A 12,250-nucleotide genomic window follows, 5' to 3' on the forward strand; every position below is an offset into this window, starting at 1 on the left:
GTTAAAAACAGACTCAAATATGCGCATTTATAACGCATAAACCCCGCTTTTTCGTCTGTTTTTGCCTCGTCTTATCGTCGCTCATGACCTCGTGCAAAGATCTCAATGTATTGATGGGTTAGGTTGTACCGTATGGCAATGTTGTCGAATCTATTCATGTTAAATACGGTAAACGTATTAACACTTATGTTTTTTTTGTTTTGCTGGTGGGGGTATGCGTGGTACGCACAATACAATTCTCGTCGAAAAACGTGTTTAGTTAGTGTGTTACATCAATATCGTATTGCTTGGATGAGCCGATTATTAAAGCGTGATAACCGTATTGCGGACACATCGGTCATGGCCAATTTGGAACGTAGCAGTTTGTTTTTCGCGTCCAGTTCTTTGATTATCATCGCCGGTCTTTTTACGGCGTTTAACTATTCAGAAAAAGCCATTGATGTGATCTCTGATTTTTACATTCTTGCACCAAGTAGCTCAAGTGAATGGGAGTTGAAAATTATCATGTTGGTGGTGATTTTTGCTTATGCTTTCTTCACTTTTACGTGGTCTGTGCGTCAATACAACTTTTGTTCTGTTTTAGTGGGCAGTGCGCCTTTGGCATCTGAAGTCGGCACCTCCGATGAAGAAAGAGAATATTATGCGTTGCACATGGCGAAGGTGTGTTCGCTCGCCGCCAATCAATTCAATTATGGATTACGTGCTTATTATTTTGCTATGGCTTTTTGTGGCTGGTTTATTGGGCCGTATTTTTGTATGGTGAGCAGCTTGTGCGTTGTGCTTGTATTATACCGTCGAGAATTTCGCTCAAAGACCTTTAAAACTCTAAATCGTGGATTGGTTATTAAAGAACATGCTTCCTAATTTTCCTGCACAGGTGCCAGATGATTTGGCACCTAAAAACCGTACTGTACAAATGAATGACGCACTGTATGACTATTTAGTGTCTCATTCAGTGCGTGAGTCGGAGCTGTTAACACAATTACGTAAAGAAACGGCTCAATATCACATGTCGAGAATGCAGATCTCGCCTGAAGTTGGACAATTTTTGGCATTGCTGATTCAATTAACCTCGCCTAAAAAACTGTTAGAAATTGGTGTGTTCACAGGTTACAGCACGCTTTCCATGGCGCAAGCGATGAGTAAAGACGCTAAGTTGATCGCATTGGAAAAAAAACAAATGTGGCTAGACATTGCTTGTCGTTACATAGAAAAAGCTGGATTAAGTAATCAAGTCAGTACGGTGTGTGGAAAAGCATCAGATTCGTTAACGAGTCTTATTAAAACGGAAAAAGGGACGTTTGATTTTGTTTTTATCGATGCAGACAAAGCCAACCTGATCGAGTATTACCACGCGTGTAAATTGTTACTACGTTCGGGTGGCTGTATCGCTATAGACAATACCTTGTGGTGGGGCAATGTTGCCGATGAGGCGTTTATTGACAAAGACACAAAAATTGTTCGTGAACTCAATACGTTGGTCTATCAAGATCAAGACGTGGATGTTTCCATGCTATCCATTGGTGATGGATTAACCATAATTCGTAAAAAATAAATGTTTCTGTTTTGATTTCATTTTATATTTGAATTTTGTTGAGTTTTTTAAAGTTTCTTCTCTTGAAATCCCTCTTAATGGCATTACCTAGTGAGTATTCGTAAGAACTAACAAGGATCACTTTTTAAGTGGTCGGTCATATTAGAGGAGCAATTTGTAGCATGACAACTGATACACAAAAAGAAACGTTAGGTTTTCAAACTGAAGTAAAGCAACTTCTGCATTTGATGATTCACTCTTTGTATTCTAATAAAGAAATCTTTCTACGTGAGCTAATTTCTAACTCTTCCGATGCGGTTGATAAACTGCGTTTTGAAGCGGTTTCTAATTCCGATCTTTTAGCTCAAGATCCTAATCTACGTATCCGTGTTGAGTTTGATAAAGACGCTAAAACGATTGTTATTGATGATAATGGTATTGGTATGACACGTGATGACGCCATTGCAAACTTGGGGACTATTGCTAAGTCTGGTACGGCGTCTTTCTTGGAAAAACTAAGTGGCGATGAGAAAAAAGACAGCCAGTTAATCGGTCAGTTTGGTGTGGGCTTTTATTCCGCATTTATCGTTGCGGATTCCGTTACTGTGGAAACGCGTTATGCCGGTGTAGCAGAGAACGAAGCTGTGCGTTGGGTTTCTGATGGTTCTGGTGAATTTACCATTGAAACTATTGAAAAAGCCACTCGTGGCACACGTATCACATTGCACTTAAAAGCAGATGAGCTGGAATTTGCTGAAAGTTATCGTCTACGTACGCTAATCACTAAGTACTCTGATCATATTTCCATTCCTGTTGAAATGGAAAAAGTGGTTTACCCAGAAATGGACGAAGAGGGCAATCCAAAGCCTGTTGACGAAAGTAAAGCGCCAGAATTCGAAGCGGTTAACTCTGCAAAAGCATTGTGGACACGTGGTCGTAATGATGTTTCTGAAGACGAATACAAAGAATTTTATAAACACGTTTCTAATGACTTCCAAGACCCTTTGAAGTGGTCTCACAATAAAGTTGAAGGTAAGTTGGAATACACAAGCTTGTTGTACATTCCTTCTAAAGCGCCATACGATCTTTGGAACCGTGATATGCAACGCGGTCTTAAATTGTATGTACAACGCGTTTTCATTATGGATGAAGCAGAAGCATTCCTACCGCCTTACATGCGTTTTGTAAAAGGTGTTGTGGATTCTAATGATTTGTCTTTGAATGTTTCCCGTGAAATTCTACAGAATGACCATGCTGTTGATTCCATGCGTTCTGCATTGACGAAACGTGTTTTAGACATGCTGGCAAAAATGGCGAAAAATGAGCCTGAGCAGTACCAGTCTTTCTGGGATGAGTTTGGTAACGTTATCAAAGAAGGCCCAGCCGATGACATGGGTAATAAAGATAAAATTGCTGGTCTATTGCGCTTTAGCACAACTCATGACGATGCTTCTGAGCAAACTCACTCTTTGGCTAGTTACATTGAGCGTATGGCGGAAGGTCAAGATAAAATTTACTACATTTACGCTGAAAGCCACAATACAGCGAAAAACAGCCCTCATTTAGAAATCCTTCGTAAGAAAGGCTTTGAAGTCTTACTACTAAGTGATCGTATTGATGAATGGATGATGTCTTCTCTGCAAGAATTTGATGGTAAATCGTTCCAAGATGTCACGAAAGGCAAATTAGACCTTGCTGAAGACGATTCAGAAGAAGCGAAAAAAGCCAAAGAAGAACAAGCTGAAAAAATGAAGCCATTGTTAGAGCGCATGACTGAGATCTTAAAAGATCAAGTAACTGACGTTAAGACAACGGATCGTTTAACGTCTTCTCCAGCGTGTCTAGTAGTTGGTGAATACGATATGGGCCTACAAATGCGCCGTTTACTTGAGCAAGCAGGTCAGAATTTGCCTGAGTCTAAACCCAGTTTAGAAATCAACCCAGAGCACCCAATCGTGGTGAAAATGGACAGCGAATCAGACGAAGAACGTTTCTCTGATATGGCTTGGTTGCTGTTTGAACAAGCAACATTATCTGAAGGTGGTCAACTTGAAGATCCAGCAACGTTTGTTAATCGTATGAACAAACTGATTGTTCAATTAAGCAAATAATTGTGTACTGAATGACACTCTTAATTGAGCGTCATTCACCGAACATCACTGCTTAATGAGGCCTACTATCAAGCCGTCTGTTAGCAATAACAGGCGGCTTTTTGTATTCTATATTTATCGTCGTTAATGTCTAATTAATGGTAACGATTCATCGCACTTATTATGAAACAAGATTTAAAGATCGCTATGTTCCAACTCGTTGAACTCACCGCCGCAGACGTGCTACCGATCCGTCATCAAGTTCTTTGGCCAAATAAACCGATGGATTTCTCCAAAGTAGAAGACGATGAGCTTGGTATGCATTACGGCGTCATCGTAGCGGATACCTTGATTTGTGTTGGCTCGTTTTATCGAAACAATGAAACTGCACGGTTGCGTAAATTCGGCACACTGCAAGAGTATCAAGGGCAAGGAGCAGGACGCTTTTTACTGGAATCCGTCATACCGCGTTTAAAAGAATCGGGCGTAACGTACTTCTGGTGTGACGCTCGTCAAAGCGCCATCAGCTTCTATCAAAAATTCGGTTTAGAACCAGAAGGAAGCTGCTTTTATAAAGGAGACATTCCCTACTATAAAATGGCGGTTAGGCTCTAGTGTCATCACCACAGTCATGAATGGTTAATGCTCGTCGGCCAAAGCGCGTTGGAAAAGCCTCAGGCGCCTTTCGACAGTGTGAAATGCAATAAAATGGATCATTTGCCTTCGCCTTTTCTGCTTGCGTCACTGTCGTCGTCAGCGCAGAAAAGACAAAAGCCATTGTGCTTTTGATCGAGTTGTTCATATAAAACGGAAGTTAACGGTTTGAAATAATTGGATTAGCTGTATTGATGGTTATTGCTTGCCTAATACTTATAATTCGAGTAAAAGTGTAAGGAAGCACGGAGATTTTTGAAAAGTCTTCGAAACGTGCCAAAAAACACCGCGATATAAACAGGGACGTCGCCAATCTTGAAAAAGCAAATTCCCTAGGTTTATTTTAACGTTATTTTTGAGACGGTTTTTCTTTCTACAACCTCGTTATGCAGCTAGGGTATTCCTAAAAATTACGGAGAGTATATGAAATATTTGGTTTTAAACATGATCATCGCTTTATTTGTGTCGAGCGTATATGCAGAGACAGTTAAAACAACAGATGGAAGAACAATAATTTTAAATAAGGATGGGACCTATCAGATAGTTGAAATCAAGTCTAGTGCGAATAAAGCTATGCTCAAGGTTGAGTCTCATATGTTTGAACACAAAACAGATAAATATTCTCAAAAATCCATCCACTTCATGCCTTTATTCACCAATCTATTAGATAAAAATGTTATCGCAGTTAAATTCACATCTCAATTTTTAGACCCATTCGGAGATGTAGTTTTAAAAATTAATGGTAATAGTGAAGAAAATATCAAGCCAGGGGGGAAATCTACAGCTAATTTGCTCTATGTATTCAAGGATAATCAATTCATTGGTGGGGAGAATTATGACAAACTGCTGAGCATGGTAACTAATGGCACTGGTTCAATTAAAACAAATGTTACAGCTATCGTAATCGAAGGAGGCGAGATAATTAAGCTTTAATAATGCTGCCAAGCTGCATTACAAGCCATTAAACAGGGACAAAAATAGTTGGTTTTGCTCCTGCGCTGCTAATTTTTTGACTAACACTTAGAATTCGAAAAATTTTAAAAAGTGGATTTCGAAAATACAAAAAACACCGAGACATAAATAAAGCGGCCGTTCAACAGGCGGTTATAACCATGGCTGCACCGAGGTATAACTGCTTAAGGAAGGTGCGAATAAGTCTACTAAGACTCGCAGGGCATGGTCTAAAAGCCAGTATTCTTTGTTGAGTATCTCGAAAATAGGCCCGCTATTCACATTCGATACTCGCCTCGAATAGCCGGCTTTTATCCACATGCTGAGACAAGAGGACTTATTCGCACCTTCCTTAATAGTTATGTAATTTAATGAAATGTAGCAAATGAAGAGTTTAAAAGTATTAGATAAACAAGATTTTAATGGCAAAAGTTACCTGTCTACGGTGTTTTTACGAAGTGAAAAACTGAAATCGGAACTTTCTTTATTTAAGTGGATAACGCTAATATTAGTAGAACTTGCCATTGGTGTTGAGTTACTGGAAACATCATTATGAGTTTCTCTGCTGCTCCTTATGGTGGCGTCGATATGGCTTTTAAAGATGAAGCAGAAGCCCATTCTTACTTTATGGAGAACGTTGGGTTTGAAGGCTATTTATCAATACTACTAAAAACGATGGCATCAATGATTTCTGTGAGCACCCTAATTTGTTTTAGTGTCGGTGCTTCTATCATTTGGAGGCTGTCTGATAAGCACCCTGTTAAAAATATAAACCGTGCAATTTGCTATTATGGTTCTCAAATTAGAAACTTTAAAGACGTTAATCCTCAGTTTGAAGTTGAGTTGATTTTTCCCAAAAAAAGCCTCATTTTGATGTGCTAGAGCTACAAAGAGAATTATCGAAAAAGAAAAATGTAAATACCATACAAGTAGATTACTTGCATGGCTTTATGAATTTGTATTCAACTAATTACAATCAAACCGCTTATCATCAACAGCTAAATTGGTTACGAATGAATGCCCGTTAACAAACAATTAAATTAAGATTCGTTCGAAGTTGCTATGCCAATTGCTAGGCTATCCTCCGCCAGTTGTCGTTGTTTTGCATGATTAAAATAACTGTCAATTGAATGGGTTCGTTACTAAACTCATCATTGATACAATTCAGATTGTTAAACGACACAGGTTAATTACATGAATTTTGCAGTCTATATTTTAAAAATTAGATGGTTGAGTGATGTTAATATGCTCTTTGATGTAGACTATCTTAAAGAAGCTCTGTGTTGCTATTACACAAAGTAAAGAGCATCCATTGATCTAGGACAATACTGTGAACCGACTATTTCTTGTTACATTCATTTTAACTTTTTTTATACATCCAGCTAAAGCTGGTGTAAAAGACACTCTTGATATTGGCTTGTTAATAGCGAGTAAAGGTCAACGAATTGCTTACCATAAAGTGGTTCGTCAATTTGAGCAAGAGAACCCAACTATCCACGTTAATTATGTCGTGAGGGATGATGCAGGCTATAAATTCGCTCTAGAGCAGTGGCTAACTGACAAAAATGGTCCAGATGTATTGTATTGGCAAGCTGGAGAACGTTTATATCAACTAGTGAACCAAGGTTTGATCGATCCTATAAATGGCGTGTGGAACCAAGAGCAATGGGATGCGTCTTTTACTCAAGGTGTGAAAAATGCAGTTATGTTGGAGGGAAATGTTTACGGCTTACCTTTCTCTTATTATCAGTGGGGGTTTTATTATAAGAAGTCTCTTTTTGCAAAATTGGGTCTTCAGCCTCCTAAAACGTGGGAAGAATTTCTAGAGGTTGGCGAAGTGCTAAAATCCAACGGCATTGATCCAATTACTATAGGAACAAAAAATCATTGGCCTGCCGCTGGTTGGTTTGATTATTTAAATCTGCGTATTAATGGCTTGGATTTTCATCAGGCATTAATGAGAGGAAAGGTACCTTATACAGATGATAGGGTTCGTCAGGTTTTTAACACTTGGAAGGTGCTTGTGGATCAAGGCTTTTTTTCGGAATCCCCTGAAGAAAGAGATTGGAAGCAAGGGTTACCATATTTATACAGGGATAGAGTTGGGATGATTTTGATTGGGAATTTTGTGGCTCAGCATTTACCCTCTCAGTTGGTTGAAGACATGGCGTTTTTCAAGTTTCCTAAAATAAACGAAAATCTTGCATTTTATGAAGAAGCGCCTACTGAAATTTTTATGATTCCTAAACATGGATCTAATAAAGAGTCTGCTAAAAAATTCTTGGCATTTATGGGACGCCCTGATGTTCAAGTCACATTGAACCAAGGGTTAGGTTACATCTCTCCTAATATTAAAGCGAAACCGAGTGAGAATTACTTTACTCGAATTGGTTCAGAAACCTTGAAGGAGGCCCAAGGGATTACACAATTTTATGATCGAGATACGTCAAAAGAAATGGCATCTGCTGGTATAAAGCTATTTTCAGATTTTCTAAAGACGGGTGATGTAGACTTTACTCTTAAAGAACTCGAAAAAGTGAGACAGAAATCGTTTTAATAGGACGGGGGAAAGCGATTTTGGTGGTAATCAAAGGCGTTTTCCGTGTAAGTAATGCAGATCCTTTATTGTAGTAGTAGAGCCTTTAGTCCTTCTTTTAATAAGATTTAATTGAGATGGCAGGCGTATTAGATATTATGAAAACTTATTATATACAAAACGGCTAGTAGTTATGTAAATTTGGAGGGATATTTAATTTATGGATGAAAATACTGACATCTGGCGGAAGTACTATGAGAAGGAATTATTGCGCCCTCATTCGAAACGAACAGCATTTGCAGTGACGTTAAACGCGTCAAACTCTCAGGTTGCTATTGATTGTGGTTGCGGTACTGGAAACGACATTGAATTCTTGGAGTTGTGTGGTTATCACGTTCATGGTTTTGATATTAATCCTGACGCTATTGCTATGTGCCAAGATCGCTTCAATATGAAACCACGAGTTGCAATTACAGAATCTTCTTTTGAGTCTTTTGTCTATCCAAAGGCTGGTGTCGTCATCGCAAATTCTAGCTTGTTCTTTGCTGATCCTACTCTGTTTGGTACTACTTGGAATAATATCAAATCTTCCGTAAACATCGGTGGTGTATTTGCTGGTGATTTTATGGGTAGAAAAGACGATTGGGCTAAGGAATATCGCTGTCCTACTGTATCATTATTAGAGTCGGAAGTAAGGAGCCTATTCTCAGGTTTTGATGTGGTAAAGTTCTCTGAGCGTGATGAAGCAGCAAAAACATCATTGGGTAGAATGAAGCATTGGCACACGTATTCTGTGATCGCCGTTAAGTGTATATGATAGGTAAAGTGTTCAGAGCGAGCAAACGTTGTTTTTTATTCTTGAGTAGCTTATTTTAACCAACGGATATTTAAATACTATTTGGGTATTAGGATTGACTACTGACCTTAACAAGGATGGTGAGATGACTCGATTTTATTTGGTTCTTACTTTCTTAGGTGTGTTTTTATCTTATGGCGCATTTATTCCTTGACCATTGACCAATGGATTTGACATTCCTTTATTGTTGAAAGAAGCGATGGTGAGCCCCACCCATTAGCCTGTTTGCTTAGCTAGATGTGTTGGTTTCAGCCGTTGCCTTATTGGGTTTTATAATTGTAGACGGTAAAAGTCTTTAAATAATAATGTTGTAGCAATGAAGAATGGTGAGCAATCAACACTAAACGACCAGCCTACAGAGATTGTAGGCTGGTCGTTTTTAAGTACTACTTTTTAATCCATTGGCCATTTGATTCGACATAATGACCAGCTTGGGTTTTTTTGATGGTTTTAGCCGCGGCCAACTTTTCTACTTGGGCAAGGGTCAACCCATTTTTTTTCGCTAGCTTAATGTAGGTGGCTTTGCGTTTTGCGTTAATTGCCGTAATAACGGCTTTAGCCTGATTGTTTTGTACCACCAGCCCTAGGTAACCAGACGTGTTTTCTCCTACTAAACCTTGGTCTTTTGCCTCATTAAGAGACAGTGCCCATGCCGAGAAGGAAACACATAGAGCGGTAACGATGGTGATTAATTTCAGTTTGTTCATGGTGTGCTCCTTAGAATAAATCACTGTCGTCGCTGAATAAATCGTCAAGTTCTTTGTCCACTTTGACTCGAATTTCATGATCCACTTTGACATTTAAATTGATGGTTATGGGTTCTTTTGTCGCGACTTCGACTCTGTGAGTGCAGGCGCTTAAAATAAAAAATGCCATAAAAACGATCAGCATTTTTAAGGGTAGTGGGTTACTCATTGTTATGTCCTTGTTGGCGATGTCATAAATATTCGCTTATTTTAGGAATTCTTGTTCAACTAGTTGGGTGATTTCATCACTTAGGCGTAGCGCTCTGAGTAATGTAAACACATTCTCTTCGTGATTGTAGTTAAAATTTACCTCTTGAGACTGTTTTTTATTGTAGCCTTTTAAATTCATACTAAGTGCTAATTCTCCGTTGGGTTGCAATCTTACATTACTGTGTAATGTTGTAATGTCTAGATCTTCTAACAAAATTAATACGTCTTGAAGTTCTTTTTGTTGGTTCTTAATGGCATTGAAGGCGGCATTGTTATTTATAATGAGCTTCCCTTGATTTTGATTAGCTAACATTCCTTCTAGTATTTCTACCTTATCGCCTTCAAATACAATGGGCAGTGTGCCGCCATATCTCCCCGTTAGCAGAATACCTGACTCATCGTAGAGAGCAATCAGTTTACTGGCATCAATGTCGGAAAAACGCACGTGGGCAATTTGTTTGGGGGCGCCTAGGACGTATTGATCTAGAGAAAAGTTACCATCAAAAAGTTCGCCTTGTAAATCGTGAATACGGAGTTGATTACGCTCTATTTGCCATTGTCCTGCGATCTTCTGCACGATTACCCCTGAACGTAATTCATCGAGTGTAAAGTCGGTTTGTTTCATGGTGACCTGTGCGATACGTGGTGAATTGTCTGTATTTACTAATTCAGAGGAGGGTGTGCTGTTTACTTGACCTGAAAAATGGGTTGAAAAACCATCGATTAGATAATCATTGTATAGACCCGATAACTGTTTTAGTTGCATTCTCAGTTTGGCGGTTTGAGTGTTTATATCTCCTTCAATCACACCAGAAAGCGTTCCTTTGGTTAGCTGTACCGCAGGATCAAACTGTTTAATAAAAGGATTGAGCGTGATGGCGTCAAGAGGTGGAATGGTCAATCTAAAAGGGTGTTTTTTCTCTGTGAATGTGTGATTTACAACGGTCTTTATATCGTCTAATGAAATTCGGTGGGTTGCTTTTACTTGGGGTATTTTTCCATTCATGGCTTCGGCTTCGGTTTCAACATCGATGTTGGTTACTGTGAGAGTTGGGTGCCGAATGTTTTCTAATGTGGTTCTTGCATTGATATAAATTGGGGGTTGTTTGGCTTTTTGAGAGTTTTTCGCCGAAGTATTAATCTGTTTTACAGTGGTGACAACGTCAGTGGTGTTGTTCAGATCTCTGACTGTTACGCCGATCATGCTGGCTTTGGCAAGGTGGTTGGTTAGATTGATCATGGCATTTGAGTGATCATCTATATTGATGTCTAGTGTGCCGTTGTAACCTTGAAATGCAAATTGATTTATTTCCCCTTCGCCGATCGTTATTTGGCTTTCTATTCTTCCTGTTGGTTGCTTATGACTGATATCCAATAGGTGAAATTGGCCATTTAAGGTGGTGTTTTTTGCCTTGATGTCCAAAAAAGCAGGTGCTTTCGCTTCATTAACCGCATAGCTACCAGATAGCTGCTTGTCTTTAAGGTGAGCATTTAATTGAAAATGTTGAATGTCTTTGGTCTTAATCTCTGTTTGTAAGCTGGCTGCTGTTTGAAGTGGCTGATTAAAATCGAGTGAAACGGTGCTGAACTTGAATTGAAATTGGTTTTGATCCTTGCTTTCAAATAACGCATCTGGAATGGCCATTCGTTGTTTCGTTATTTCAATGGGAGTAGGTAGCTGTAATTGCCAATTTAACGCCAGTTGATCAACCAAAAAATCACGATATTGAGAATCAGGCATCAAGGTTAAGCATTCATTGGATAAAGCGAAATGGGTAGTGAGCTTGCTGGCATCCAATCGTACTAACGTGTCACTGAGATTAATGTCTGTTCTTAATTGGCCTTTATTCGTTAGAGTTCCAATGCAGTGTGTTGCAGATGTGTTTTGCTGAGTATCCTCATTCGTTTGAAAGTAAGCCAATTGAAGATCTATGTTACTGAGCAGTTGGAGTGTTTCTCCATCATAACGAATACGGTGGCGGGTATCGAAGTGTGTTTCTTTTAGCTTAGGTATATTTTTTAATAACAGGTCATTGAGGGCTGTTTGCATAAAGGCATTGGAGGTAAGGTTTATATCGCCTTCAATGAGTTGCTCAGACAGTGTTATGTTTGCGTTTATATCACCAATAATAGAGAGTTGATTTCGTTCCGGTTCCTTAATGGTTAAAGTGAATGGGGCCGTGAATCGATCGTTGTAAACTTTTAGAGAGTGGATGCTAAGTAAGGGGCGTGTTGTGGGCAAATTTAACCGCAGAGGTTGTGCATTTTTGTTAGAAGAGAGCGAATGCTCAACGCTCTTTGATTGTCTGTCTAATGTGTGTACATGAAGCTCTGCCTCATCTATATCGAGATGTGTCGTACTGAGTTCTATGCCTCTTAAGTCGAGTTGTTGGCCGTCATAATCAATGCACACTTTATCGGCTTTTAACGTTAGTTTGGATGTGATGGACCAATCAATACAGGTTAATTCAACACCAGCGGACTTGAGTGTCGGTTCTAAAAACCATTTAGTAATGCTTAAGCGCAAGGTGTAACTTACTGCAATTGCAAGTAGCAGTATTAAAATGGATAGTATTCCAACACGTTTTAACATTGAGTCCTTTACCTATCTCATCTAGTAAGTTGATGTGCTTTAATCAATTGAATGGTTATTACTTGGTATTATGGCAAGTA

The 12,250-nt window shown here is 39.0% G+C and carries 12 protein-coding genes; 9 read left to right on the forward strand and 3 right to left on the reverse strand.

Annotated elements, in window-relative coordinates; translation table 11 throughout:
- Positions 1-132 precede the first annotated feature (132 nt).
- The 9 genes from ACMUMJ_RS01160 to ACMUMJ_RS01200 all read left to right on the forward strand — a co-directional run bounded on the left by ACMUMJ_RS01160 (position 133) and on the right by ACMUMJ_RS01200 (position 8,582).
- Positions 133-864, forward strand: a complete 732-nt coding sequence (locus ACMUMJ_RS01160; RefSeq protein ID WP_414676962.1) for a DUF599 domain-containing protein — start codon at positions 133-135, stop codon at positions 862-864.
- Positions 854-1,555, forward strand: coding sequence for an O-methyltransferase (locus tag ACMUMJ_RS01165; protein WP_414676963.1), 702 nt, complete (start codon positions 854-856; stop codon positions 1,553-1,555). Before ACMUMJ_RS01160 ends, ACMUMJ_RS01165 begins: the two co-directional genes overlap by 11 nt.
- 161 nt (positions 1,556-1,716) lie before the next feature.
- On the forward strand, positions 1,717-3,645 hold the full coding sequence (gene htpG, locus ACMUMJ_RS01170; protein ID WP_414676964.1) for a molecular chaperone HtpG: 1,929 nt from the start codon (positions 1,717-1,719) through the stop codon (positions 3,643-3,645).
- Positions 3,646-3,807: 162 nt separating this feature from the next.
- Complete coding sequence (locus ACMUMJ_RS01175; RefSeq protein ID WP_414676965.1) at positions 3,808-4,239, forward strand: GNAT family N-acetyltransferase; 432 nt, start codon at positions 3,808-3,810, stop codon at positions 4,237-4,239.
- A 462-nt stretch (positions 4,240-4,701) separates the two neighbouring features.
- The gene (locus ACMUMJ_RS01180) at positions 4,702-5,211 is read left to right on the forward strand and encodes a hypothetical protein (protein WP_414676966.1); all 510 of its coding nucleotides are present in this window, start codon (positions 4,702-4,704) and stop codon (positions 5,209-5,211) included.
- A gap of 403 nt (positions 5,212-5,614) precedes the next feature.
- The gene (locus ACMUMJ_RS01185) at positions 5,615-5,785 is read left to right on the forward strand and encodes a hypothetical protein (protein WP_414676967.1); all 171 of its coding nucleotides are present in this window, start codon (positions 5,615-5,617) and stop codon (positions 5,783-5,785) included.
- Positions 5,782-6,111, forward strand: a complete 330-nt coding sequence (locus ACMUMJ_RS01190; RefSeq protein ID WP_414676968.1) for a hypothetical protein — start codon at positions 5,782-5,784, stop codon at positions 6,109-6,111. The genes ACMUMJ_RS01185 and ACMUMJ_RS01190 overlap by 4 nt, the downstream gene beginning before the upstream one ends.
- Positions 6,112-6,559: 448 nt before the next feature.
- The gene (locus tag ACMUMJ_RS01195) at positions 6,560-7,786 is read left to right on the forward strand and encodes an ABC transporter substrate-binding protein (protein WP_414676969.1); all 1,227 of its coding nucleotides are present in this window, start codon (positions 6,560-6,562) and stop codon (positions 7,784-7,786) included.
- 199 nt (positions 7,787-7,985) lie between these two features.
- The gene (locus ACMUMJ_RS01200) at positions 7,986-8,582 is read left to right on the forward strand and encodes a class I SAM-dependent methyltransferase (RefSeq protein WP_414676970.1); all 597 of its coding nucleotides are present in this window, start codon (positions 7,986-7,988) and stop codon (positions 8,580-8,582) included.
- A gap of 425 nt (positions 8,583-9,007) precedes the next feature.
- Here ACMUMJ_RS01200 and ACMUMJ_RS01205 read toward each other — a convergent pair whose 3' ends face one another.
- The 3 genes from ACMUMJ_RS01205 to ACMUMJ_RS01215 are packed head-to-tail and all read right to left on the reverse strand — an operon-like array spanning position 9,008 to position 12,170.
- On the reverse strand, positions 9,008-9,328 hold the full coding sequence (locus tag ACMUMJ_RS01205) for a YdbL family probable chaperone protein (RefSeq protein WP_414676971.1): 321 nt from the start codon (positions 9,326-9,328) through the stop codon (positions 9,008-9,010).
- A 10-nt stretch (positions 9,329-9,338) separates the two neighbouring features.
- The gene (locus ACMUMJ_RS01210; RefSeq protein ID WP_414676972.1) at positions 9,339-9,536 is read right to left on the reverse strand and encodes a YnbE family lipoprotein; all 198 of its coding nucleotides are present in this window, start codon (positions 9,534-9,536) and stop codon (positions 9,339-9,341) included.
- A gap of 36 nt (positions 9,537-9,572) precedes the next feature.
- Complete coding sequence (locus ACMUMJ_RS01215; protein WP_414676973.1) at positions 9,573-12,170, reverse strand: intermembrane phospholipid transport YdbH family protein; 2,598 nt, start codon at positions 12,168-12,170, stop codon at positions 9,573-9,575.
- Positions 12,171-12,250: the final 80 nt, after the last annotated feature.

Origin of the sequence: Marinomonas phycocola (genome assembly GCF_047525455.1) — a bacterium.
GTDB lineage: Bacteria > Pseudomonadota > Gammaproteobacteria > Pseudomonadales > Marinomonadaceae > Marinomonas.